Origin of the sequence: Pauljensenia sp. UMB3104 (genome assembly GCF_030217285.1) — a bacterium.
In the GTDB taxonomy this organism is placed as follows: Bacteria; Actinomycetota; Actinomycetes; order Actinomycetales; family Actinomycetaceae; genus Pauljensenia.
Map to the genome: position 1 here is coordinate 69,922 of NZ_JASONN010000004.1, position 24,030 is coordinate 93,951.

Consider the following 24,030-nt stretch of genomic DNA (forward strand, 5'->3'; position numbering starts at 1 on the left):
CTTTTAGAGTAAGCCCTGATCACCCATTGCAGGATAGTTGTCGCGAATTTCTCACACCGTCCGCCAAACAGTTCTCGCGCCCATTTGTCGCATACTGCATCACCTTGTTGAATCCCACGCCAGCATGATGGAGATCTACCCGGTCACTCCATCGGGCCACTGTCAAGGACTTGCCACAAGTTTGACCAAATGTATTAAATAGGGCCTGTTGGGGGAGGAGGAGAAAGCCGTATCACTGGGCCTGTGTGCAAGTTGTTGACGGTTTGTATGTGCGGCTGTTCTCCAGGCCGCTTGGTGTAGTTCGTATTCGATGGGGATTTGCCGCCGAGGCTGGTGTGGATGCGGCGGCGGTTGTAGAAGTCTTCGATCCAGGTGACGACCCCGGTGTAGACCTGGTCGCGGGTGGTGAAGGCGCGCCGGTAGTAGTACTCGGTTTTGAGGGTGGCCCAAAAGGATTCGGCCATGGCGTTATCCCAGCACACTCCGGCCTGCCCCATCGACACGGTCCCGTGGACGGCGCGCATGTAGTCGGCTAGCTTCTGGGAGGTGAACTGTGTTCCCCGATCAGCGTGGAGCACGACCCCACGGGGGAAGCCACCACGGGTGGTAGCGGCCATGTCGAGCGCGGTGATGACCAGGTCGGTGCTTTGCTGCTCACCCATGGCGTATCCGAGCACTCTACGCGAGTGCGCATCGCGGGGCATGTTTAATTGTCTGTGTATCCGTCTTTTGTTTGAAAGGATTGATGCATGATGAATGATGATGTTGTTGTGGCTCGCGCTAGTGGGCGTGAGGCTATGGAGGACCTGCGTCGCTCGGGGGCGTTGGATGCGTTGTTTGAACGTCTTGATGCTGGCGAGGTCGAGATGACGGGCAGCCAGGGATTGTTGCCCGCGTTGCTCAAGGAGGCGTTGGAGTGCGGGTTGGCTGCTGAGCTTTCTGAGCATTTGGGGTATGAGAAGGGCCAGACCAGCGCGCAGGCGCGCTCGAACACGAGGAACGGCACGACGAAGAAGACCGTGATGTCGGAGGTGGGAGCCTTCAAGATCGAGGTCCCCGGGACCGGGCAGGCTCATTCACCCCGCGCCTGGTACGCAAAGGACAGCGGCGCCTCGATGGCTTGGATTCAATGATTATCAGCTTGTACGCCGGGGGGATGACGGTACGCGATATCCGCCATCACCTGGCTTCGACCATCGGCGTGGAGGTCAGTGCCGCAACGATTTCCACGATCACTGAGGCGGTGTGCGACGCTGTCTTGGAGTGACAGCACCGCCCCTTAGAAGCGTTCTACCCGGTGATCTACCTGGACACGATCCGCATCAAAATCCGAAGCGATCACACGGTGGAGAACCGGGCCGCTCACCTGGCGGTCGGAGTGGACATGGAGGGCGTCAAGCACGTGCTGGGCATCTGGGTCCAAGCCGATGAAGGCGCGGCTTTATGGGCCCACGTGTGCGCCGAGCTGGCCAACCGGGGCGTGCGCGATGTCCTGATCGTGTGCTTCGACGGATTGGCTGGTCTGCTCGAAGCCATTGAAGCGCGCCTGGCAGCGTTTCACGCCGTTCTTAGCGTTCCCGCCCATGGCGCGCCGCGTCGTGTACACCACCAACGCTATCGAGTCCTTGAACTACCAGCTGCGCAAAATCACTAAGAATCGCGGGCATTTCCCCAGCGAAGAAGCCGCCGTCAAACTCTTGCGGCTCGCCATCTGCGACATCGAAGACAAACGAGCTGCCCAGCGCCTCACAGACGCAGGAAAACCCGCCAACAAACGAACAGCCCCCACACGCCTCATCCAAGGACACACCACCACCAACTGGAAACAAGCCCTCACCCAACTCACCACCGCCTACCCCGACCGAATCACCCCCTACCTCTAACCCCATACACAGAACAATTGACAGGCTCGCACTGAGCTCGGAGAATATGCGCCCGCGCCCCCGGAGATTCTCCGGGGGCGCGGGCGAGCAGTCTCGCAGCTCTATCAGCCGTTCCACTGTCCAGACTCGTTGAAGTAGTACCACTTCCAGCCAATCCAATGACCACCGGTATACATCGCGCCCGAGTCAGTGCTCAGGTAGTACCAGGAGCCGCCATCCTTCAGCCAACCGGTCGTCAGCGCACCGCTGGGGGCCATGAAGTACCAGGAGGAGCCGTCCTTGACCCAGCCGGTCGCCATCGCGCCGCTTCCCGGCGTCAGGTAGTACCAGGTCGGACCATCAAGTAGCCAACCACTGGCCATCTGTCCGGTCGCCGGGTCCAGGTAGTACCACGCGGAACCGTCTTTGATCCAGCCGCTCGCCTGAGCGCCAGACGGATTGTGGAAGTACCACGCGCCATTCTCACTCGCCCAGCCGGTGTGCATGTAGCCATCCGCGCCAAAGCGATAGGTGGAGCCTCCGAGCTGTACCGTCTTGTTCGCCGGATAGGTGCCATCCGCATAGCGGTACCACCAGCCAACAGAGTCACTGATCCACTGGCCTCCCTGCGGGGTAGGAGCAGGAGACGGGTCCGGCGTCGGCTCAGGCGCGGGCGTCGGCTCAGGCGCCGGAGTCGGATCCGGCGAGGGCGCGGGCGTCGGGTCCGGGGTACCCGGGAGCTTGATCATGAGGCTGCTCGTCAGGTACGAGGCGTCGCGCACCTGGACGCGCAGGCTCACGTCCGCGGCGGACGGGGTCCACGGGAAGGTCACGGAGGAGGCCGCAGCTCGGTCCCCGCCGTCCGTTACCGTCGTCCAGTCGCGCACGAGCGTCTCAGTGCCGTCCACGCCGATCTGCACGGCGCGCACCTGCTGCGTGCCGGCGATGCCACCGGCGACCGTCGCGGTCACGTCGACCGACGCACCGACCTCGCCCGTGTACGTGTAGCTTCCCCCGGCCTCGTTAATGTTGGTACCCGCCAGGGTCATGGACGCGCCCGTGTAGGTGTGCAGGTGCGATGCATCGATGCCGGCCGACTCGAGCGCATCCTTGGCGACATTCCACGCCGGCTCTCCCTCGGCTGCGGCGACGTAGACGTGGGTGTCGTCCTTCTTCTCGTCGCTCAGCTCAGGCTCGAGGTCGAGTCGGGTGAGCGTGGAGGGCAGGACGAGGACGCGCGGGACGTCCACACCGAAGGACACGCGGGTCATACCCTCGCCGAAGTAGGCGCTCTGGCGGCGTCCGTTCGTCGGGCGACCGTCGTACACGAAGGAGCCGTCCACACCGCCACGCACGACGATGCGGCGAGGCATGGGAACCCAGCTGCCTTCCATGCGGATCGAGGTCACCTTGGAGCCGTACTCGACAAGCTCCAGGGAGTTTCCGGTGACACCACTCGAGCGCTCGACCGACTCCGGGATGATGAGCTCGGTGAGGGCCGTGGTGCCCGCGAAGGCGTCGTCGCCGATGACCTTGAGGCCCTCGGGCAGGACGACGCGGGTCAGCGTCTTGTTGTTGGCGAATGCAGTCGCGCCGATCTCGACCGTGCCCGCGCGCACCGTGTAGTCGGTGAGCGTGTTGGCGGCCGGGGACAGCATCAGGTGCAGGCCATCATCCGCCTTGCGGTACAGGACGTTGTGCTCAGCCGAGTACACCGGGTTGTCATCCGCAACGGTCAGCGTCGCGATCTTGCGGTCGTTGTACAGGGCGGTCTCGGCGAAGGAGGTGACGCCCGCTCCGATGTGGAACGAGGTCAGGGCCGTGCTCTCCGAGAATGCCTGCTCGCCGACCGTGGTCACGGAGTCCGGCAGGGACACCGAGGACTGTGCCGTGCGGCTAAACGCGAAGTCGCCGATCGTGGTCAGGCGGCCAAGCTCGGGCCGGAAGTTGACGCCGGCCTTGGCGCTCGTGGACTCAAACGCGCTGCCCCCCAGGGAGATCGTGCCGCCCAGGTCGATGCTCGCGAGCTTGTCGGCGGAGCAGAAGGCGCAGGTGCCGACCGTCTCGAACTTCTCGGGCAGGGTGACCGCGGTGAGCGCGGAGAGGCGGAAGGCCTCGTCCTTGATATCGCGCAGGCTGTCGGGCAGGGTCACGGAGGTGATGCCAGCCTTCTGGAAGGCCTTGGGCGCGATCGTCGCGACTCCGTCCAGGACCTTGTACGCGCCGCCGGGATTCTTGGCGGCCGGGTACAGGATCAGGCGCGAGTGGTCCTTGGAGTACAGGACTCCGTCAACACTCTCGTAGTTCGGGTTCACGGGGTCGACCTCGACGCTGGTCAGCGCGGTGGTCTCAGCGTAGCCCGAGGTTACCGAGTCGGCGGCGACGTTGGAGCCCAGCTTGATCGTGGTGAGCGCCGAGTTGTAGTCGAAGACCTCCACGCCCATCGTCACCACGGAACGCGGCAGCTCGATGGCCTCCAGGCTCGTGTTGGCGAACGCGCGGTCGGCGATCGTGGTCAGCTGGGCAGGGTGGGCCTCGTCGTCGACGAAGGTGATCTTCTTCAGCGAGCTGTAGATGAAGGCCTCCAGGCCGATCGAGCGCACCGAGGCGGGGACCGTCACGGACTCCACGGTGGAGCTCGCAAAGGCACGCTCGCCGATGGAGGTCACGGTGTCCGGCAGGGTGACGTCTGTGGCCGATCCCTTGTAGGCGATGAGGACGCCGTCCTCATTGATGTCGAAGTCGTCGGCGTCGGCGGCGCGCACCGTCACGGGGATGGACGCGGTCTTGGCCACGCCGGCTTCGGTGGTGACGGTCGCGGTCAGCGTGCCCGAACCCGCGTGATCGCCGGCGGTCAGGGTCGCCTTGCGCGTGTCTGTGTCGGCGGCGACCGTTGCCAGGTCGGCCGGCTCCACGCTCCACGTCACCGTTCGGTCCTTCAGCGAGGGCGCCAGGTAGGCCTTCACGGGGGCGGTCTCGCCCACCTTGACGTTCACCTGGGCGTCGGCGAGCTCGATGCCCGCGTCCTCTGAGATCGTGCGCACGCGGATCCGAGCGCTGGCCGACAGGGTCGGCTGGGACGCGTCAGTCGCGGTGATGGTCGCCTCGCCGGCGGCCAGGGTGCGGACCTCACCGTTTTCGTTCACGGTGGCCACGGCCTCGTTCGAGGACGTCCACACGAGGTCGGTGACGTTCGCGTTCGCCGGCTCGTAAGAGGGACTCAGCGTGACCGTCTCGCCCGCGACGACCTCGGAGTCCTGCGGGGTGAGGGCCAGGGAGGTCATCGGGATCGTGCTAAAGCGGATCACCTGGCGGGCCTGGTTCTTACCCCAGTCCCACGCGAACAGGTAGGCGGTCGCCGGGTCGGAGGAGTCCGCGCGGTCGATGAGGTCAGCCCACTTGATCTCGTAGTGCTTGGCGTAGGTGCCGTCGGCCTGACGGTTCGCGCCCACGGCCTCCTTCTCGTCGTAGTAGCGACGCGAGGTCGGGGACTCGGAGAAAGCGATGCCGGCCAGCGGCGAGTTGTCGGTGACGTCGAAGGACACAACGCGCTCGTCACCCTCGCCGGTCACCGTCAGGTTGGAGATGACGGGCGCCTGGGTGTCCAGGGTGAAGTCCCAGGTCAGCTGCGAGGCAACGCTCGAGGGCGCGACCGAGGCCGCGTCGATCGTCAGCTTGTAGCGGCCCGCGGGCAGCTCCTTGCCATCCTTGTCGAAGCCGTCGAAGACCGGGTTGTTGCCCTCCTGGCTTTCAATGGGCTCGACCTTGCTGGCGTGGTAGTTGAACAGCGACTTGCGGGCGCGCTCGAATGTGTACTCGCGCACGACCTCGCCGGCCTCGTTCGTGTAGGTGTAGGTCACCTTCGGCGAGTTACGCAGCAGGCAGGTGCGCGGCAGGATGCGTGAGGGGGCCTCGGGCAGCGCGGAGCGCGACATGATGAAGTACGCGGGGTCGACCGCGCGCACGTCGTCGAGTTCCTGTCCGGCGAGCGGGTTCAGGGCGCCCAGGGGCACCTCGGTCGCGGGGTTGATGAGGGTCGAGGAGCAGGCGTGCGCGGTGCTCGTCGTGCCGTCGTACCACTTGCCATCGAAGACGGCAGGCGCACCCCAGGAGCCGTAGAAGCCCATGTAGGGGACGGTCAGGTCGGGCTGACCGTCGGCACTTGTGAAGGTCACGGCGCCGTCGATGAACGTGCCCTTGGGAGCATTCTCATTCGCGTACGAGGTGAAGGCGCCCTGCGGGGTCACGGTGACGGTCACGGTCGCGGTGCCCTTGGCGGGCACGGTCACCGAGTCAGCGGAGTAGGTCAGGTCGATGCCCTGCCCCGCCCAGTTCTTGGAGTGCTCAGTGAAGAGGCCCCCCTCGACGATCTCGGAGAGCGCCTGGCCGCCCAGCGTGTAGGTGTGGTCGGCGTCGGAGATGTTCGTCAGGGTCACCTGGAAGGTCCACCCGTTCGTGCCCTCGCCCAGGTCGGCCTTGGGACGCCACGGGTTTTCCGCGCCCGCGACGCTCGGGTAGACGGTCGTGGTCGTGGCTGCGAGGGCGTCCACCTGGCCGGCGCCCACGCGGCGCGGCGAGTAGTAGGTGCCGTCGTTCTGGTCGATGTCGAGCAGCGGGTGGGCGGTGCCCATCATGAGGGTGGTGACGATCGCTGCCTTGTCCGCCTCCGACAGGGCAGCGAATACCGGGTCGTTGTTGACACGCTGGCGCACGAGGGTGGCAATGCCCGCGACCTGCGGGGTCGCCATGGACGTGCCCGACATGGACCGGTACGTGTTGCCGAGGACAGCCGCGACGATGTTGCCGCCGGGGGCCGCGATCTCCGGCTTGAGCTTGAGATCGGGCGTGACACCCCACGAGGTGAAGTCGGAGACCGACGGGTTGGTCGAGGCGAGCTTCAGGCCCGCGTGCGGATTGGAGATCGTGATGGAGCCGGACTCGCTGGCCTTGATGGCCTCGATGAGCGCGTCCTTCTCCTTCTTCGTGATGGTCACGGTCGGCATCGTGTGGGTGGTTTCAATGGTCGCCACGTAGGGGTTTTCGACCACCTCGGAGTCGCCGATGATGAGGGCGGCGGGCTTGGAGGTCAGCTGGGTGAGTCCCTTGACCTTGGCCTCGTGGGTCATGTCCGCGCCCGTCGCACTGTCGGAGCCGCCGCGGTCTTCGAGGACGATGACCTTCGACAGGTCGCCGGGGTGCTCGGCGACGAGCTTCTCGAGTGCGGCCGCGTCACCGATGCCCGCGTAGACGAGGGTGTAGGTGGCCTCGGGGATGTCGAGGAGGCTCGGCACGACGGCGTCCTTGAGGCCGCGCGACTTGCGGTAGACGACCTGGCGGTCGCCCACCGTCAGGTAGGGCAGGGCGTCCTGGTTGTTGACCGAGGCGACGGCCAGGGTCGAGGCGTAGGACCCGGGCTCGGAGACCGTGCCGGCGTCGGGGTCGGTAGCAAACGGCTTGTTCTTGCCGCTGTAGTTGGAGTATGCGCTGGAGTAGGAGTTACCCGCGGCGGCGTTGACGGTCACGCCGGCGGCAGCGAGGTTCTTGTAGACCTCCGCGTACATGGTTCCGGCCTCGGTGCCCATACCCGCGTCCTCGCCGAGGGAGAGGTTGATCGAGTCGGGCTTAATGACGACCGCGTCGTCAAGGGCCGCCAGGACAGTGTTGTCGGGGATCGATCCATCCTTGTCGGAGGCGACCTTAGCGACGATGATCTGCGCGTGGGGCGCGGTGCCCTGCAGGTCGGCCGCGTTGGCGGCGGCGATCGCAGCGACGTGGGTGCCGTGCGACAGGTCCTTGCTGGACTTGGGCAGCACGTCCGCGTCGTTATCCGCGTAGTCGAAGACGAAGGGGATCTTGTTGTTGAGGTAGGCACCGGTCTTGCCGTGCGGCAGCTTGCCGACAAGGGCCTCGACGTCCCCCTGGCTCAGGCGCACGTCGACGCCATCCATGGAGCCGGAGAACGCTTGGTGGGTGGCCTCGATGCCCGTGTCGATGACCTCGACGACCTGATGATCCCCCTTCTGGGTGGTCTGGTTCGCGCGCGTCATCTCCAGGGAGGAGGCGTTTTGCAGGGCGGGATCCACGGCCTCGGAACCCAGCGCGCCCGCGTCCCCCTCGACGACCATGGGCTTGTGGTGGCGCTCAATGAACGCGGCCTTGACGCCCTCGGTCGCCTTGATGGCGTCCAGGGACGAGGCCGGGGCTTGGATCGCGAAACCGTCCAGTGCGTGCGTGTAGTCGCGCACATCGGTGATGTCCGCACCGGGGACCACTGCCTCGACCGAGGTTTCGATGCGGTCCTTGACCGTCTCGTGCTTGGTTGAGGACGACAGGCCGAAGACCCGCTGGTACCACGGGATTCCGACTGAGCCGTCCTCGAGCTGGACGATGATCGTCGTCGGGGTGTCGTCGGCGGGGACGGTCTCGGGGGTGGCGGTCGGGTTCGGGGCCCCGGCCTCGTCGGCAGCTCCCGACTGCGGGGTGCCGGACTGGGCGTCGACGGACGAGGCGGGGGCGGGGGTGCCCGACTGGCTTTCCTCGGGGCTGTTGGCCGCGAAAGCCGCCGGGGTGGTCACGGCGGTCATGGCAAGGGTGCCCGCGGTTAGCAGCACCAATGCCGAGGTTGTGCGATGGGACATCTATGGCTCACTTGGTTGACAACTGGGTCAGGGCATGGCCGTGGATACGGCATAACCCAGCGTCTAGGGTAGGGTTCCCTACCCTTACTGAAAAGCCCCACCCGGTTTTCTTCTCAGCATCCGTCAAGGGCTTTACGTGGACATTTATCCGCCGTAAACTATTTCTCTTAGTATCACCTTAGTTACAATAGTCGCCCTTAAATCGCGCTGGTCGCGGCAGGAAACGACAAACCCGCCGAGGAGGGTGCGGACGCGGGGTCCGGATCCCCTCCTGGCGGGTTGTCAGTTGCGCGTGCTGCGGCGCGTGATGAGATCAGAGGATGACGGCAGTGCCCGTCGCGATGGCGGCAAGCATGCCGTTGTCGGTGCCGGCCGTAAAGTAGTCGACCTTGACGCCGACCACCGCGTTCGCGCCCATGGACTGCGCGCGTGCACACATTTCGTTGACGGCGGTCGCGGAGGCGTTGCCGATCTCTTCCTCGTACTGGGAGGCGCGGCCACCGAACACGTTGGACAGGCTCGCGCCGAAGTCCTTGAAAACGTTCACACCGGCGATGGTCTCGCCCGACACCATGCCGATGTAGCGCTTAATCGGTACACCCTCAACGGTCGGGGTCGTCACAACAAGCATCATTCACTCCTTCATGCGGGGGTAACGGATCAACATTACCCGCCATCCCGCGCGGAGGCTAGTAGGTCCGCTCGCGCACGAACCCAGGGCGCCTGATGCCCCGCTCGTATCGGGACCTGAAACCCAATCGGTCAGACACGGCGGTGCTAGCATCCGAATGTCATCCACGTTCGCGGGCGCAGCGGTGCGCCCCACAGCTCATTCGGAGCGCCGACATGAAAATGCACGTCTACGGTCCTGGCGGGCGGGACTGCCCCACCGTCCTCATCATTCACCCGATGCTGTCCTCGGCCTCGAGCATGAAGGCTGCGCTCTGCGACCACATGGGTCCCGGGCTGCGTTTCCTCGTTCCGGACTTGTCCGCTCACGGGGACGAGGCCTCGACCCCCTACGTGTCAGCTGCGGCCGAGGCGGCGGCGATCCACGAGTGGCTGACGTCCCACGAGGTGCGTTGCCTGGCTCTGGGTTTTGGGGCGTCGCTCGGCGGGGTCATCCTCTTTGAGCTGCTGCGATTCCCGGACCTCTCGTTCGATCGACTCTTTATTGAGGGAGTAAGCTTCTACTCGGGCGGGCCTGTGGCACGCGTTGGCGGAGCCGTTCTCAGCCGGGTGATGGTCGCCAAGCACCGGAAGGCCGTGCACGACCCCGAGGCCGGGGCACGCAAGCTCGCACGTCTCTACGGCGAGGAGGCGGCTCACGCGATGGTCGCCAGTTTCTCCGCGATGAGTGAGGAGAACATCCGCGCGATCGTGCGCGACTGCTCACATGTGAGCCTGCCGCCCCTCTCCCCCGCCGTTCAGCGGCGCTGCACCTTCGCGTACGGGGAGAAGGATTCAGACCTGCGGCTCGCGCGCCGCGTGATCCCGCGACTCTACCCGGAGGCCGAACTGCGCGTCTGGCCGGGCTGGGGGCACTGTGAGCGCATGAGCCGTGATTCGGTCGCCTACGGGGCGATGCTGCGGAACGTCGCCCTGGGCTCAGCATCTACTGATCGTTCGTGAAGGAGGCGATCACGCAGGGAATTCGCCCTCGCACGACGCGGTAGGTGACGCCCGTGCAGCCCATACGCTCAAAGAACGCCCGGTAGGACACCGGGTCGAAGTGCTCCTGGAAGTGCACGCCGAATCGGGAGATCACACTCAGGAACATGGTGTGCGCCCGCTTCTTGGGAATCACGTAGGTGGGCACGATGATCATGCCACCCGGGCGCACGACCCGCTTGAGCTCCTTGAGCGCGTCGCCCGGTTCAGGCAGCAAGTGGATGATATTGCCCGCCACGACGGCGTCGAACGAGTCGTTCGCGTAGCGCAAGTCGGTGATATCCGCCTGCTCGACTGTGACGTTCGAGTGTTTCGCGAGCTTCTTGCGTGCCTGCTTGAGCATCCCCTCGGAATAGTCGGTCGCAACCACACGCGCGCATGCGGGGGCGATGGCGGCGCTAATCGCGCCCGTTCCGCACGCACATTCAAGCACGGTGTCACCGGGGCGAATCAACCGGGCAACGGCACCGCCCGTCCCGTCGTACACCCTCCTGTTGAGCGCGTTGACGGCGAGGTCGTAGAGCGGGGCAACTCGATCCCAGAACAATGCTGAACACCTCCGTATTCCCATGCATCGCACGAGGCCGACGCTGCTTCGCGCTGCTGGACATGATACGCCTGCGTGGGAGATGCCGGGGCGGAAAGGGGTTCTGTGCACAGGAACAGAACCACGAAGGCGCACGCGGACAGGTTATGCGGATACGGATAGGTTATTCACTTGCGGATAGGTTAATGAGCTATCCGCATCGTCATAACCTATCCGCATGTTCGTAACCTATCCGTGTAGGCGATTACGGCGCCCCGATCCCAGATGAGATTATTCTTCCACCGTCGAACAAAGTGACAGGGCAACAAAAACCTATTGATACCCGAGTTCCAGGAAAGCTTGAGGCGACTGCAAGGCATCTGTCAGAAGCCCCGCCCGGGCAAGACCCACCACTTTGGCCACAGTCCTTGCCTGACAGTTGATCGCCCGCTCCGGATTGTGCTCAATATCGGTGAATGCATCGAACGTCATAACCTGCTTGACGACCTTTTCATCACGACAGAGCGCAGACGCATACAACCAGTCGTAGAAATAGGTCTTCGGCTCTAACGGGAAAACATCTGCAAAATACCTGAATCCAACAAGCTCGCCACTATTCCTCAATCGCCGATCTGTTTTTGCCGCACGACTCGAGGCGTTGAGAAGATCAACAAACGGACCCCCAAGCCGAAAGACTTTTGAAGCCTGGAAAGCACATTCAACACTGTAACTTCCGCGACCTGGATCCTCAATCATCAAATTAAACGCGCTTAACTGAACTCCAATGTCCCTTTTACTCCTGGACGACACCTCCAGAACGCGCGACGAAGGAAACCTATCCACATACGCCGCATGCAAACTTGCAACTGAACGCTGCTTCTGTCCAATAGAAGATCCGGGAAAATACTCAAAATCCAGAGATAGTTCCGAAACATACGGTTTATCAGAGTCAGGTACAAAGACAGGCCTACGAGCCATGATGAGCCCCTTTCTCGCTCAACACAGTATCCCAACGATCAAGGAAAGCAAAAATACTCAAACTCATTAAATTTTTCACTTCCATTGACCACAAATACTTTCACACTTGTTCAGGCTGTGCAACCTTGCGCTCCTGTTACGAATGTGTGCCTCACAAACAAGTCACTTCGTTCCTCTGTGCACCCATCCAGGTATCAGACTCTCATTTTGTTCTCACAGGCATTCGCGATAGCTCGGCGCGCCGAGTCCGAGGTACGCGCAGACTGAAGCAATGGCGGTACTGATCGCACCGGCGCCGCACGCGCTTTCGTGGATGCAGTCATCGCGTGCGACCGCCTCGCTCATACCGTCCTAGGCGGCTCGGTTGAACGCGTTGTCGAAGAAGTCATCGAGCGGGGCGCTTCAATCCCACAGCATGCTCAGCACCTCCGTGTGCTTGTGCGTGACGCGAGCCTTGGGCCGTCGTGATACCGGGAATGCTACGCCCAAGAAGGCGGGGCCGGGACAAAACGGGCTTCTAGGCGCGGGGACAAATCCGAGAGGGCGCATGCGGATAGGTTGTGCAGATCCGGATAGGTTATTCACTTGCGGATAGGTTAATAAGCTATCCGCATCGTCATAACCTATCCACATGTTCGTCACCTATCCGCGTAGTCGCGTGCAGCTCGCGGATCAGCTCGTTACACGCGATTATGCCCGCCGCACACGGCGCGCGTGGATGAAGGCACCGACTCCGTGAGCCACAAAGCCAAGGAGGCTATACCCGACCCCGTAGATGAGGGCACTGTCGTTGAAGAACAGGTACATCGGCGCCAGGAAACACACGAAGGGCACGAGCAGCCACAGGAGGCTGAACCCCTCCTTAACCCCGTCCCAAGCGCCAAACCCCATCGCTAGGAGTGGATTGATCGCGAGCAGGATCAGGAACGCGAGGCTCTTCACGATCTCCATCGAGTCCGAGACGCGCGAGACGCCAAACCACGCTGCGGGTACCAGCAAGTAGATGCCGAACAGCACGGCGATACGAATCCACGTTGATTTTGTCGCCCGCCTCATGGCTCAATGATATCTGTGTTCTGCGAGGAATAATCCGTTTTGACACATCAATCATGTATGCCTTGAGAAAGGCGCACGCCATCGAACGTCGCGGCGCGCACGAGACCGCCACAGGGCTACAGGCTAGCTGCAGAAGCTGCCGAAGAATCCGCTCTTTTTCTCAGCGAGGGCGTACTCCTCGTCGGTATGGTTCTTATCGCACCATTGATCCGGGGGAACCTGTTCCTTCACAGAGTCGATGTGCTTGCCGCAGCCCTTCCAGGTGGTCTTTCCGCATACCTCGCAGGTAGTGGGTCGACACATGATCGTCTCCTTCGTTGTCGTGCCTCGAGCCCCTCGTTGGACCCGCTGCATGGTGTTGCGAGCGTCCGCTCTCGGGCTGGTTGCGCCATCGCATGAGGCCAGTCGGAGGACCGAGTGCTCGGGTTTGTTGATCGGGACGCTCCCGGTTGTGACTAGAGATTCTACTGCTTCGGTCTCCGACGCGGGGTCGTTTGCGAGGCAGGAATCCTCATGCTTAGCCCTCTCCCTTCACCAGCACGGCCTCGGCCTTCTCTCCGAGCCACGCGCGCAGCGTCTGGATGCCGCCCGACAACATGGTGACGTTGAAGCCCGCGTGCCGCACGATGCGGTAGCCGATCCAGGAGCGCACGCCCGCGGCGCACATGACGACGAAGGACTGGTCGCCGACGCTCTCATCCACCCAGGCGCGGACTTCATCGAGGCGGTCGCGCAGCTGGGTGTGGGGAATGTTGAGGGAGTTCGGCGTATGCCCGGCCGCATACTCCCCCACGGTGCGCACGTCGAGGACCGGCGTGTCTTCGGTGAGGGCCTCCGGGCCGGTGAGGACGAGCTCGCCGGTCAACACGTTGTGGGCGACCATGCCGGTCTGGTTGACGGGGTCCTTGGCCTGGCCGTAGGGCGGCGCGTAGGCGAGGTCCAGGTCGATGAGGTCCATCGCCTTCAAGCCGGCTCGCATTGCGGTTGCGATGACGTCAATGCGGCGGTCCACGCCGTCGGCGCCCACGGCTTGCGCGCCGAGAATCTGCCCGCCGGTGCCCACGTGCATGAGGATGTGGACGGGCGTGGCACCAGGGAAGTAGCCCGCATGTTGGTTGGCGTGAGTGTGCACCGTGAAGTACTCCGTGCCCGAGGCATCGAGAGTCTCGCGGTTAGCGCCGGTCATGGCGGCGGTGAGGCTCCCGATCCGAACGATCGCGGTGCCCTGGGGGCGTGGGATGGGGCGCGCGGTTGCCTCGCCGTGCTGCGCGTCGGCGATCACGTCGGCGACGAGGCGTCCCCCGCGGTTCGCGGGTCCGGCCAGGGCGACGGGGCGGTCATGGTCGCGACCGATCATGCCGTCACCGACCGCGTAGATGTCGTCGGCGCTCGTGCGCCCGTGCTCGTCGACGAGGATGTAGCCGCGGCTGGTCTCAATACCCGCGGCTTCGGCGAAGGCGGTGTCGGGGCGGACACCGGTCGACAGGACGATGACGTCGGCGGTTAGAACGGTGCCGTCGGACAGCGTCACGGAGTCGTGGTCGTCACCGTGGGTGATGGACTGTGCGGCGACGCCGGCGTGGACGTGAACGCCGAGGGCGCGCAGCTCCTGCGTGACCAGCGTGGCCATTTCGACCTCGAGGGGCGGTAGGACGTGCTCGGCGTACTCGACGAGGTGGGTCTCGAAGCCTCGCTGTGCGAGGGCTTCGGTGGCCTCGATGCCGATGAACCCGGCGCCGAGAACGACGGCGCGCGTGCCCGAGGCCTCGCGCAGGGCGAGGGCGTCGTCGACTGTGCGCAGGGTGTGCACGCGCGGGGAGTCGAGGCCGTCGATCGGGGGCCTGCTTGCGAGGGCACCCGGGGAGAGAATCAGGTGGTCGTAGGTGAGCGTGTAGGCCTCGCCCGTCTCCGTGTTGGTGACCTGGACGCTGTGTGCGCCCGGGTCAATGGCGGTGACCTCGGAGTTGATGCGCACGTCGAGTTTGAGGGCTGCCTTGAGTGATTGCGGGGTGTGGAGGAGGAGTTTGGCGGGGTCTTCGATCTCGCCGCCAACGTAGTAGGGGAGCCCGCAGTTCGCGAAGGACACGTATTTGCTGCGCTCCAAAACGATGATCTCGGCGCCCTCGTCGCGCCTACGCAGGCGGGCCGCCGCGCTCATCCCACCGGCGACTCCTCCAACGACTACAACTCGCATGTGCGGCTCACTTTCTGGCTTGAGGACGGGTCTTCTTTGACTGTTTCGATGATACCCGCTGGAGAATCTGAAAACGCGAGGTCTCGGCAAGCTCTTCTACCACTTCCAGGCACAGAAAACCCCGGGCTTCCAACGGAAGCCCGGGGTGGGGATTGTGGAGATGGGGGGAATCGAAACGGAAGCCCCTTATCGCACCGAAAAGTGGGTGCGCAGATCGGAGCGCGCCACTACAGCGCCACAATGATTAACGGAATATGCGACCCCAGCCGCCAGGCTTAGGGGCGGGCTGCTGAGGCGCGCCGGGCCAGTGGATAGGAGCGGGCGGAGCTGCGTGTGCGGGCTGAGCCTGCGCGGCCTTCACGGCGGCGCGCGTGTGGGCTACAAATCGCATGAGGCCATCAACAGTCTTGCGCTCGAAGTGGAGAGTCAACAGGGCGTTGCGCGTCTCGATCATGAGCCACTTGTCGCCACCGCTCTTTTTCTTTGCGGCGAACGCGAGGATCCCGAGCGTGACGAGGCGTGTCGCGGTGACGCGCGCCTGCATGGCCTCGCCGTCCTCGACCTCAACGCTGACGACATCAGTCAGCGGGATCCGCTGGATTGGCTCACCGCGCCGCTTCGAGTCATACAGGAGCTCAGTGTCAGTGCAGATGATCTCCGCAGGATCGGATGAGTAGAGGCGGAAAGCGCCTTTAGGGCGGTGCATAGCTCCTCCTTTGAGTGCGACCTACCTATGTGGGCAGTCTACAGCTCGTGCGAGGACGTGGAGACTATTCCGGAGAGGCTTCGTCCAAGAGGCGCTGCTCAGCCTCGGCAGCTACATCAGCGCCGCTAACACCGAGCGCCTCGCACATCGCACCGAAGTCGCTCATCGTGCAAACCGTGTCACCCGCGAAGATCTTGTAGCAGCGCGCGCGAGTGATGCCGGCTCGCTCAGCGAGCCGGTCGATAGTGAGGTCCAGACTTTGCAGACGCTCCTTGAGTACAGCTAAGACAGCGCGTTCAAAGGGACTCGATTTAAGAGATCTGCTCCCCATGAGGTAAGCATATCTAGTTTTGTAGACCCATGTCACATGAAAACGAGTTGCAAAATCTCTATATGTAGACTTATATAGTAGTCATTGGTCTACAAATGTAGAAAGGAACCATGAGATGACGGTCGCAGCCGTAATCAAGAGCATGGCCCGTGAGCTGGGCATCTCTCAGACGGAGCTTGCTGCCCGCGCTCGTATGAGCCGCGCGAGCCTGTCCCTCAAGCTCAATGCCCGCCGAGATCTGACCTTGCCGGAAGTTGAGCGCCTCGCGGAAGTCCTCGGCATCACAGTCCGAGACCTCCTCAACCGCGTCGAACGCGCCGAACGCGAACGCGCCGAACGCGAACGCGACCACGCCGAACGCGAACGCGACCACGCCGAACGCGAACGCGAACGCGTCGAACGCGAACGCGCCGAATGCACCAGTGACCTCAAGTACAAGGAGGTCGAAGATGGGAAATACGCGATAGCGGATAAGCCGACCGGCGTCATTCTCATCAGTGCAGCCCACGGCAGTATCTACGACGAGGATGAGCCGTCATGCGCGACGCCTACATGGTGATCATCTGCATGATTATCGCGGTCGCCGCAATCCCGGTCTTCTTCTGCGTCGGATACCTCCTGTTTGTCTGCGGCGGACGCGCGTTCGAGGCAGCACTCGACTCGCTTGAAGCGCTCGCTGATATGGGCCTCGACGCAGGTGAACGGATCGCCGAAAAGATCGACAAGGCGGTGTCAAGGAAATGACCACAGTCGCCCCGTTCGCACCCGACCGCTGGTACTCAGCCCAGCAGGTCCAGGACACCCTCAGCCTCTCCCGCTCAACCGTCGAGCGCCTCGGAGTCGAAGGCAAAGTCGCCGCAATCAAGATCGGACGCTCAGTCCGCTACAGCGGCGACGATCTCAACCGCCAGTGCCAGAGCCTCGGCTCCGGCCTCACCGAAAAGAAGAGCTCCCAGCGGTAGAAGCGCTGGGAGCGGCAGAACCCCTAGAGAAAGAAGGAAGATTCCGTGAACAAGACTACCACACACCGCCGCCACCTGCGGCCCTGGCGAACACTCATCGCAGGCGCGTCACTCGCCGCCGCCCTCACCCTCGGCTTCGCAATGAGAGGCCTCGACAACCCCGACGGCCTCCCCGAGTGGACCTTCTTCCCCGCCCTCGGCCTCCTCGCGCTCGCGGTCTGTTTGATCCGTGCGGACTGGAAGGCGGGCCGGCTGTGAACGCCTCGATCATCTTCCTCGCTGTTGTCCTCCTCTTCGTCGGATGCGGACTGCTCACCTGGATCGCAGTCCGAGGGGCATCGCGCGCGGCCTCCATCGAGGAGATCGCCGCTCGCATGCAGCGCGCCGCATCGAAGGCCCGCGCGAAGGGGACAACGCTACTCGAGCGTCACGTCGACTTCGACTACTACGACGTCGACGGAGAAGCGCCGCTGCCTCACCTGATCTGCCTGGCGACGCAGGACGTCATTATCGAGGCCGAGCTGAACAATTGCTTCGCGCTCGATACGCCGAAGATCGCGGTCGATCTTGATCGCCAGCAGATTCACGTGACCCTCGAAGTGCTGCGGCTCGATGAGCCGAGCGTGGAGGCGCGGGCCTGATGCCGATGCCTCAGTCACTCCGCCTCGAAGCGTCCGACGACCGCCCCTGCCACGACGAAGCCGCACGGGAGATCGTGCGGCAGGCAAGGAAGCGAGCGCTCGCGTATCCCACCGAGGCTCACGACTCCCAGAACCGCGCCCCGCGCGGGCTCACCTACTACCCCTCAACAAAAAAACACCACAAGGAGACAGACCGATGACCACGAAGAAGATCTGGGCGGCAGGCACTGCCCTCACCCTCGCAGCGCTCGCGCTGCCCTACGGCGCCGCATATGCCGCCGACGAGGCCGCGCCGGCCATGACCGCGCAGGTCACCAAGGCGACCTCATCCTCCAGGCAGACCTCGTCTGAGGTGACCGTCGAGGGCACCTGGTCCGCGCCGAAGCTCGCGGTCGGCCAGCAGTTCACGGTAGCCAGCAAGGACGGCGGCTTCAAGTGGCTGGCCTCGTTCCCGTTCGTCCTCGACGACGGGACCGAGATCGGCGACTGCGCCGCCGACGAGGCGACGCTGACCTGCACAGTCACGGACGTTCCCTCCGCCTACGCGGACAAGACCGACGTGACCGGAAACTTCCATGCCCGCGCGCGTCTTTCGGACGCCGCAGTCGGCACCGAGGACACGCAGATCGTCGTCAACGGCAAAGTCACTCGCACGCTCGTCTGGGGCGACCGTGACGGCTCGGGCACCTGCTCGAACGATTGCGCGTCGCCCGCGCACTTCGAGTACGCGGCTCCCGAGACGATTAAGTTCGGGTGGACCAATGCCGACAAGTCGATCAGCTGGGGCATCAAGTGGGCAGTCGAAGCTGGCAAGACCTACACGCTGACGGACGAGACGAGCGCTCTCCCGAAGGCCGTGAAGTGCACGTCGGGCCCGACCTGGGATCCGGCGACTACGACCTGGACTGACGGGTCTCTCGACGAGTCCGCGCACGTGCTGACGTTCACGCCGCCTGCTGGCTCGCTGGTCTGCGTCGTCTATCCTGCGGCGACCCCGCACGTCGAGGGCCAGGACACCTACACCAACCGCGCGACGATCAACGGCAAGAGCCTTGAGGCAACCGCGACGATCAAGGCCTCGGGCGGTACCGACGGCGACGGCAAGACCAAGCCTCAGCCCGCGCCGGTCCCCACGCCTGACCCGAGCATGCCGACGCCCGCGCCGGTCCCGTCTCCTCTCCCGAAGCCCTCGCCGAAGCCTGAACCGACCGCTACGCCGGTCGCCGAGAAGCCTCAGCCGGAACCTGCGCCCGCTACCGTCCAGGCCCCGCAGGAGTACCTCGCTAAGACTGGCGCGACCACTGACGGGATCGTCCTCGCAGTCGGGATCATCGCTTTCGGCATCGGCGTTGGCCTCGTCATCCTCCGCCTGCTCGAAGGTCGCAAGCACAAAGAGGAGACCGCCCGATGAGCGCAAAGCACCTCACAAACCTGGTGACACTCACCCTCGCGCTCGACGACCTCGGGTGGCTGCGCAACTTCCTCAAGGAGGAAAGACTCGCCGCCGAGATCGACCACGAGGAAGTCGAGAGGCTGAACACCGACGTCGCTATCCGCGCCGCAAAGATTGCGCTCAACAGCGAGATCGCGCGGCTGGCGAAGGTCATCGATGCTCTGGACGTTGCTATTGCCGCAGATGACGTGCGCGAAGCCATAGCAAAGCGGATTGACGCGACGGTGCCCGGCATGCCGGACATCTCTAACACCCACAACTAAGCAAGGAGAAGGACTATGAGGTTCAAGAACACGATCACTGTCGAGCTTAATCAGGTCGACGCAGCAATCGCAGCGGTCCTGCTAGCAGAGCGCGCCGGCACCGCAGCCTTCAATGCACTGCTCTCAGACGAGACCGCAGAAATCGGCGGGACCACCAACAGAGGGGACCGCGCGCTCGCGGACTCGTATCTCAGAGTCGGCAACGCTCTGACGTTCGCGATCATGGGTGAGAAGAGCAATCAGGGCTTACAGAGTACCGGGACACTTGCCCGCAGTACCGCGCTGATGGCCGACGCCATGCGGGCATCAGTTGCGGTCTCAGGAGTGAGCAAGGACGAATCATGAAGGTCGCGCACGTTGCCGTCTACCTCGATGCCGAGCAGGCGAAGCTGATCCGCTGGGATGCGCAGGAGGCTGTCCTCGCTGCGGATGAGGATCTGGAGCTCACGCAGAAGCTGCACGATGTGAACGCCCGCCGCCTCGCTCGCGAAGCGATCAGCGCGAAGCGGGACATCTACCAGGAGATAGCCGATAAGGCTCAGGAAGCCTGCGAGAAGCTCAACAACGGCGAGTACGAGTACATCGACGACGTCGATTAGTGCCCCGTCTGCTCCCCGATGAGCGCGGCCACGGGGAGGCCACCCGCCACCAAGAAAACAAGGCGGGACCGGCAGTAACCGCGCAGCCCGACCAGCAGACCCCCGGGTGCAAGTCCCGGGCGGGCACGAAGCCCGCGCCACGAGCGCACAGGGCAAGACACCCTAGAGAAGGACAACCAATGACCACCATCAACGAGATCAAGGACCGGCTGAACGACGTAGCGTTCGCGGGTCGCAGCTACGCAGGTGCAGACCGCGCCGCCGTCGCCAAGGCCTACGGAGACGCTGTCGCGGCCTTCGACCAGAACGCCGCCGTCGATATGGCGTACCTCCTCGACCGCGTCGAGGAGCTGCAGAAAGCGATCACCGTCGCAGCCGCCGAGCTCGCAGACGCCGCCCTCACCATCGCCGACCGATACGCCGGCAACGCCGCCGAAGCGCTCGAGATCCGGCTCCTGCTCGTCGACCCCGTCGACAAGCTCGTCAACATCGCGCAGGGCGCCGCGATCACCACCGAGGAGGCTGGAGAATGAGAACCGCAGGACTCCTGAGCATCGAATGGGAGATCACTGACCAGCATCTACCCATGCCGCACCTCGTCGCAACGGCCTGCGCAGCGTTCGTCGAGGAAGTCGAGCGCCGCGGCCTCGTCATCCGCTCCGGCCCCACCCCAACAGTCCTGCACGGTCTCAGGCTCGTCCAGGTCACGGGCAAAGTCGGCAAGCCTGCCGACGCCGCCGAGGAGCCGTGCCCGCCGCACACACTGCGACGCTGCCCCGCCTGCGGCGTCCACATCTACGACCTCACCGACATCGAAGGAGCCGAGCAATGATCGAAATCAAGCAGGCACGCAACATCCCCGGCTTCCGCTTCTGCCCTATCTGCCGCCAGCGCCTCGCACCGAAAGGCTCGAACGTTCGCATCACCGTCGCCGCCGAAAACGAAGCCACCGCAATCGAGCACATCACGCACAAAGCCTGCGCACAAACCGTCATCGACTTCACCCGCGCTCGCGGCTACACGCCTGCCGAGCTCGTGGAGGTCGGCGTCTGGGCTGAGGAACAGCGATGAGGCTGCCGATCAGGATCCAGCGCCGCCGCACTCGCGGGTGGAAGATGCCTGCACACACGAAATATGTAGGGCGAGGAAGCCTGTACGGCAATCCGTTTAGGGTCGCACGGTCGGCGCGTGAGCTTGAGGAGAGCGGCGAGCTTGTTGTCGCGTCGGCGGATGAGGCTGTCGCTCGGTATCGCAAGTGGATCGAGCAGACGCGAGAAGGCCGGTTCGTAGCGTCGTGCGCAGCCCGGAATCTGTGGGGCTTGGATCTGGCTTGCTGGTGCAAGCTCGATCAGCCTTGCCATGCAGATGTGCTCTTGGAGATCGCAAACCCGCGCGGTGAGGCTGAGTTCGAGAACCGCTATTACAGGATATGGGACCGAGACGGGGCCGCAGAATGACGACTATCGGAAGTCTCTTTACTGGCTATGGCGGGCTGGATATGGCTGTTCGCATGGCGCTTGATCCGGATGCGCGCGTCGCTTGGACGAGCGACGTCGCGCCGGGGCCCTGCCGGCTCGCTGAGGTGCGGTGGCCGGGCATCTCGAACATCGGGGACATCACGCAGGTCGATTGGTCGACAGTGGAGCCGGTCGACATTATCTGCGGCGGGTCTCCCTGTCAGGATCTGAGCCTCGCTGGCCGTCGCGCAGGCATGGCCTCGGGCACGCGCTCGGGACTCTGGGAGTCAATGTTCGAGGCGATCAAGACGCTAAGGCCGCGTCTGGTCGTGTGGGAAAACGTGCGAGGAGCGTTAACAAGTGGAGCCTATAGTCTGGTGGAATCCGAGCAGGGATTGCTGGGAGACGGAGCAGATGGACCTGATCTCAGGGCGGCAGGCCGTGTGGTCGGCGATCTGGCCGGCATCGGGTATGACGCGCAATGGTGTACTATCCGCGCTTCCGACGTCGGCGCCCCTCACCAGCGAGAGCGGTTTTTCCTTACTGGTCACCCCGCAGGCGAACCTTGGCAGCTGCGGGGGCTCGCAGGAGCCGGAGAAGCGGAGGGCCGGGGGGCACTCCGTGAGTCTCGCGGACCAGATCGAGCACCTGGTGCCCTGATTCCGACGCCGACCGCGTCGGATCACAAGGCCGGTCGTCACCAGGAGGGGACGGGAATGAGCCTGTCTCAGGCGGTGCAGATGCTGCCGACGCCGGTCGCGCAGCCCTCGGGTAATTCGCCCGAGGCACACCTGCGGAAGAAGCCAGGCCGCGCACAGGTCACAGACCTAGCGATCCTCGTCGAGCATGGCCTGCTGGCAACGGGGGGTCTCCTGCCGACTCCGCAGGCGACGAACGCAACGGCCTCCTCGACCGGCTACGGGTCGAATCTCCACGAGGTGGCGCGCGAGCTGCTGCCGACACCGTCAGCGTCGGATGCGATTATGGGCCTTCCTCGGACGAGCGGTCGCCCGCCGGAGAAAGCGACGAAGCTCGCGACGCGGATCGAGTACACCGACTTCGGAATGTACGCGCCCGCGATCGCGCGCTGGGAGCAGGTGCTCAGTCGTCCGGCTCCGGCTCCGACTGTCCCGCCGACGCGCGAGGGGGGGCGAGCACGCCTCTCAACGAAGTTCGTCGAATGGCTCATGGGATTGCCAGACAGTCACGTGACCGGCGAGGATCTCGGCCTGACGCGCGAGCAGCAGCTCCGACTGCTCGGAAATGGCGTCGTCCCACAGCAGGGCGCCGCCGCTATCTACCAGCTCACCAAGATCGCCATTGAGGAGGCAGCATGAGCGGCATCGACCCACTGAAGGACATCCCAGGCGTCGAGGACTTTCAGGAGCGCGCGCTCGTCCGCGCAGTCCGGCTGACTCGTGAGAACGCGGAGACGATCGCCCGCCGCGCGCGCAAGCGTTGCGGCTTCACACCGGACGGGCGGGTGATGCTCGTCGAACACACCTACACGATCTGGGCGCTTGAGGGGGACATGATCGTCGCACGCCCGGGCAGTATGCGTCTGTCGAACCGCATCCCGGAGGACTTCACAGCCTGGTACACGAGGCCGGGCGAACAGCTCACAGAGGAGGATCTGGGATGAGCGCGCAGCTGGTGTGGGAATCGCGCGTCCTACCACTGACTCGCAGCAAGCTAATCACCGCGAACGACAAGATGCACTGGGCCGCGCGCTCGCGGCTCACGAAGCAGCTACGCCAGTGGGGCTACCTGCTTGGCCGTGAGGGTGAAGGCGTCGCACGCCTCGGACTGACGCACGCTCGAGTGGAGATGGAGTTCGCATATCCGGACAGGCGGCGGCGTGACCGCAGCAACCTCGCTCCGACGGTAAAGGCACTCATGGATGGACTGATCGACGCAGGGCTGCTTCCTGATGACGCGGACCGTTTCCTCGATGGGCCACACACCGTAATCGCGGAGCACTTAGCAGGGAAGCACTTGAACATTCCGATGTATGAGGTCCGCGTCCTCGTGTACGCGGACACCGAGAAGAAAGAGAGCAAGTAATGGCCGGAGACACCACGATCACCGTGATCGGTAACCTGACCGCTGACCCTGAACTGCGCTGGACGCAGTCCGGCGCCGCAGTCGCCGACTTCACCGTCGCGTCGACGCCGAGAACCTACGACCGTAACGCCGGTGAGTGGCGCGACGGCGACACCCTCTTTATGCGCTGCTCCGTGTGGCGCGAGACCGCTGAGAACGTCGCCGAGTCGCTGCGTAAGGGTATGCGCGTCATCGTTCAGGGTCGCCTCACCCAGCGCTCATACGACACCCAGCATGGCGAGCGCCGCACGGTCGTTGAGCTGCAGGTCGACGAGGTCGGCCCCTCCCTGCGTCGCGCACGCGCGCAGGTCACCCGCAACCAGGCACAGGCCGCGAGCGCGCCGTCCGCGAGCGCGTCGGCCTCTGGCGGGGCTGCTGGGTGGGGGCAGGAGGCTCCGCAGCATGACCCGTGGGGGGAGCCTGGCGGGTCGGCGTTCGGGTCGGAGCCGCCGTTCTGATGGAGCGGCATTGCCCGGACTGCGGTGAGGTTCTCGCTGCAGGGCATGCGCGTTGCAGGCCGTGCTTCCGCAGGTTTGAGGCTGAGTATCAGCGGAAAACCGAGAGGGACTGGATGCGGCGCAACTTTCCGG

General features: G+C 64.1%; 30 protein-coding genes and 2 pseudogenes. 22 read left to right on the forward strand and 10 right to left on the reverse strand.

From position 1 onward, the window contains the following. Nucleotides 1–194: 194 nt before the first annotated feature. Nucleotides 195–704 carry an integrase core domain-containing protein gene (locus tag QP415_RS03290; RefSeq protein ID WP_285098662.1) on the reverse strand — a complete coding sequence of 170 codons (510 nt, stop codon included), beginning with the start codon at nt 702–704 and terminating at the stop codon, nt 195–197. Nucleotides 705–866: 162 nt separating this feature from the next. Between QP415_RS03290 and QP415_RS03295 the strand changes: the two are divergent. Together QP415_RS03295 and QP415_RS03300 are read left to right on the forward strand one after the other, a co-directional pair. Beyond that, nucleotides 867–1,654 (forward strand): annotated as a pseudogene (locus QP415_RS03295) (IS256 family transposase). Beyond that, a complete protein-coding gene (locus QP415_RS03300) occupies nt 1,584–1,883 on the forward strand; it encodes a transposase (RefSeq protein WP_016460100.1) in 300 nt (99 codons plus the stop codon). Before QP415_RS03295 ends, QP415_RS03300 begins: the two are co-directional and overlap by 71 nt. Nucleotides 1,884–1,987: 104 nt before the next feature. Here QP415_RS03300 and QP415_RS03305 read toward each other — a convergent pair whose 3' ends face one another. After that, a complete protein-coding gene (locus tag QP415_RS03305) occupies nt 1,988–8,500 on the reverse strand; it encodes a leucine-rich repeat protein (protein ID WP_285098665.1) in 6,513 nt (2,170 codons plus the stop codon). 313 nt (nt 8,501–8,813) lie between these two features. Further along, the gene (locus tag QP415_RS03310; RefSeq protein ID WP_016460102.1) at nt 8,814–9,131 is read right to left on the reverse strand and encodes a YbjQ family protein; all 318 of its coding nucleotides are present in this window, start codon (nt 9,129–9,131) and stop codon (nt 8,814–8,816) included. Between the two features lie 215 nt (nt 9,132–9,346). Between QP415_RS03310 and QP415_RS03315 the strand changes: the two genes are divergently transcribed. Continuing rightward, nucleotides 9,347–10,132: an alpha/beta fold hydrolase gene (locus QP415_RS03315; RefSeq protein ID WP_285098666.1), complete on the forward strand. Its 786-nt coding sequence runs from the start codon at nt 9,347–9,349 to the stop codon at nt 10,130–10,132. On the opposite strand, the gene QP415_RS03320 is transcribed toward QP415_RS03315, so the two are convergent. From QP415_RS03320 to QP415_RS03350, 7 genes are all read right to left on the reverse strand, one after another. Then, a complete protein-coding gene (locus QP415_RS03320; protein ID WP_285098667.1) occupies nt 10,116–10,718 on the reverse strand; it encodes a class I SAM-dependent methyltransferase in 603 nt (200 codons plus the stop codon). The genes QP415_RS03315 and QP415_RS03320 overlap by 17 nt on opposite strands. 312 nt (nt 10,719–11,030) lie before the next feature. Further along, entirely contained in the window at nt 11,031–11,675 is a 645-nt protein-coding gene (locus QP415_RS03325) for a DarT1-associated NADAR antitoxin family protein (RefSeq protein WP_285098668.1), read from the reverse strand. A gap of 690 nt (nt 11,676–12,365) precedes the next feature. Next, the gene (locus QP415_RS03330; RefSeq protein ID WP_048675394.1) at nt 12,366–12,731 is read right to left on the reverse strand and encodes a hypothetical protein; all 366 of its coding nucleotides are present in this window, start codon (nt 12,729–12,731) and stop codon (nt 12,366–12,368) included. Between the two features lie 123 nt (nt 12,732–12,854). Beyond that, on the reverse strand, nt 12,855–13,034 hold the full coding sequence (locus QP415_RS03335; protein WP_048675397.1) for a hypothetical protein: 180 nt from the start codon (nt 13,032–13,034) through the stop codon (nt 12,855–12,857). A gap of 214 nt (nt 13,035–13,248) precedes the next feature. After that, entirely contained in the window at nt 13,249–14,925 is a 1,677-nt protein-coding gene (locus QP415_RS03340; RefSeq protein ID WP_285098672.1) for an FAD-dependent oxidoreductase, read from the reverse strand. A 244-nt stretch (nt 14,926–15,169) separates the two neighbouring features. Beyond that, nucleotides 15,170–15,631, reverse strand: a complete 462-nt coding sequence (locus QP415_RS03345) for a hypothetical protein (RefSeq protein WP_285098673.1) — start codon at nt 15,629–15,631, stop codon at nt 15,170–15,172. A gap of 64 nt (nt 15,632–15,695) precedes the next feature. Next, entirely contained in the window at nt 15,696–15,962 is a 267-nt protein-coding gene (locus tag QP415_RS03350; RefSeq protein ID WP_048673169.1) for a helix-turn-helix domain-containing protein, read from the reverse strand. A gap of 115 nt (nt 15,963–16,077) precedes the next feature. Between QP415_RS03350 and QP415_RS03355 the strand changes: the two genes are divergently transcribed. The 19 genes and pseudogenes from QP415_RS03355 to QP415_RS03445 all read left to right on the forward strand — a co-directional run bounded on the left by QP415_RS03355 (nt 16,078) and on the right by QP415_RS03445 (nt 23,898). Next, nucleotides 16,078–16,521, forward strand: coding sequence for a helix-turn-helix domain-containing protein (locus tag QP415_RS03355; protein ID WP_285098678.1), 444 nt, complete (start codon nt 16,078–16,080; stop codon nt 16,519–16,521). After that, entirely contained in the window at nt 16,500–16,706 is a 207-nt protein-coding gene (locus tag QP415_RS03360) for a hypothetical protein (protein WP_285098680.1), read from the forward strand. Before QP415_RS03355 ends, QP415_RS03360 begins: the two co-directional genes overlap by 22 nt. Beyond that, complete coding sequence (locus tag QP415_RS03365) at nt 16,703–16,924, forward strand: helix-turn-helix domain-containing protein (protein ID WP_034463771.1); 222 nt, start codon at nt 16,703–16,705, stop codon at nt 16,922–16,924. The genes QP415_RS03360 and QP415_RS03365 overlap by 4 nt, the downstream gene beginning before the upstream one ends. A 45-nt stretch (nt 16,925–16,969) precedes the next feature. Then, complete coding sequence (locus QP415_RS03370; protein WP_285098684.1) at nt 16,970–17,182, forward strand: hypothetical protein; 213 nt, start codon at nt 16,970–16,972, stop codon at nt 17,180–17,182. Beyond that, the gene (locus QP415_RS03375; protein ID WP_034463766.1) at nt 17,179–17,565 is read left to right on the forward strand and encodes a hypothetical protein; all 387 of its coding nucleotides are present in this window, start codon (nt 17,179–17,181) and stop codon (nt 17,563–17,565) included. Before QP415_RS03370 ends, QP415_RS03375 begins: the two co-directional genes overlap by 4 nt. Nucleotides 17,566–17,761: 196 nt before the next feature. Beyond that, complete coding sequence (locus QP415_RS03380) at nt 17,762–18,976, forward strand: hypothetical protein (RefSeq protein WP_285098686.1); 1,215 nt, start codon at nt 17,762–17,764, stop codon at nt 18,974–18,976. After that, nucleotides 18,973–19,281 carry a hypothetical protein gene (locus QP415_RS03385; protein WP_285098688.1) on the forward strand — a complete coding sequence of 103 codons (309 nt, stop codon included), beginning with the start codon at nt 18,973–18,975 and terminating at the stop codon, nt 19,279–19,281. Before QP415_RS03380 ends, QP415_RS03385 begins: the two co-directional genes overlap by 4 nt. A gap of 15 nt (nt 19,282–19,296) precedes the next feature. After that, complete coding sequence (locus QP415_RS03390; RefSeq protein ID WP_285098689.1) at nt 19,297–19,626, forward strand: hypothetical protein; 330 nt, start codon at nt 19,297–19,299, stop codon at nt 19,624–19,626. Then, complete coding sequence (locus QP415_RS03395; protein ID WP_285098691.1) at nt 19,623–19,880, forward strand: hypothetical protein; 258 nt, start codon at nt 19,623–19,625, stop codon at nt 19,878–19,880. Before QP415_RS03390 ends, QP415_RS03395 begins: the two co-directional genes overlap by 4 nt. Nucleotides 19,881–20,059: 179 nt before the next feature. Continuing rightward, a complete protein-coding gene (locus tag QP415_RS03400; protein ID WP_285098693.1) occupies nt 20,060–20,413 on the forward strand; it encodes a hypothetical protein in 354 nt (117 codons plus the stop codon). Next, nucleotides 20,410–20,712: a hypothetical protein gene (locus tag QP415_RS03405; protein ID WP_285098695.1), complete on the forward strand. Its 303-nt coding sequence runs from the start codon at nt 20,410–20,412 to the stop codon at nt 20,710–20,712. The genes QP415_RS03400 and QP415_RS03405 overlap by 4 nt, the downstream gene beginning before the upstream one ends. Beyond that, on the forward strand, nt 20,709–20,951 hold the full coding sequence (locus QP415_RS03410) for a hypothetical protein (protein WP_285098697.1): 243 nt from the start codon (nt 20,709–20,711) through the stop codon (nt 20,949–20,951). The genes QP415_RS03405 and QP415_RS03410 overlap by 4 nt, the downstream gene beginning before the upstream one ends. Then, nucleotides 20,948–21,337, forward strand: a complete 390-nt coding sequence (locus QP415_RS03415; RefSeq protein WP_285098699.1) for a DUF4326 domain-containing protein — start codon at nt 20,948–20,950, stop codon at nt 21,335–21,337. The genes QP415_RS03410 and QP415_RS03415 overlap by 4 nt, the downstream gene beginning before the upstream one ends. A 53-nt stretch (nt 21,338–21,390) precedes the next feature. Continuing rightward, nucleotides 21,391–21,849: pseudogene (locus QP415_RS03420) on the forward strand (DNA cytosine methyltransferase); the annotation flags it as partial. Continuing rightward, nucleotides 21,752–21,997: a hypothetical protein gene (locus QP415_RS03425; RefSeq protein WP_285098844.1), complete on the forward strand. Its 246-nt coding sequence runs from the start codon at nt 21,752–21,754 to the stop codon at nt 21,995–21,997. The pseudogene QP415_RS03420 and the gene QP415_RS03425, both read left to right, overlap by 98 nt. A gap of 56 nt (nt 21,998–22,053) precedes the next feature. Beyond that, nucleotides 22,054–22,674, forward strand: coding sequence for a hypothetical protein (locus QP415_RS03430; RefSeq protein WP_285098845.1), 621 nt, complete (start codon nt 22,054–22,056; stop codon nt 22,672–22,674). After that, nucleotides 22,671–22,979: a hypothetical protein gene (locus tag QP415_RS03435; RefSeq protein ID WP_285098701.1), complete on the forward strand. Its 309-nt coding sequence runs from the start codon at nt 22,671–22,673 to the stop codon at nt 22,977–22,979. The genes QP415_RS03430 and QP415_RS03435 overlap by 4 nt, the downstream gene beginning before the upstream one ends. Next, complete coding sequence (locus QP415_RS03440; RefSeq protein ID WP_285098703.1) at nt 22,976–23,401, forward strand: hypothetical protein; 426 nt, start codon at nt 22,976–22,978, stop codon at nt 23,399–23,401. The genes QP415_RS03435 and QP415_RS03440 overlap by 4 nt, the downstream gene beginning before the upstream one ends. Continuing rightward, nucleotides 23,401–23,898, forward strand: a complete 498-nt coding sequence (locus tag QP415_RS03445) for a single-stranded DNA-binding protein (protein WP_285098705.1) — start codon at nt 23,401–23,403, stop codon at nt 23,896–23,898. Before QP415_RS03440 ends, QP415_RS03445 begins: the two co-directional genes overlap by 1 nt. Nucleotides 23,899–24,030 lie beyond the last annotated feature (132 nt).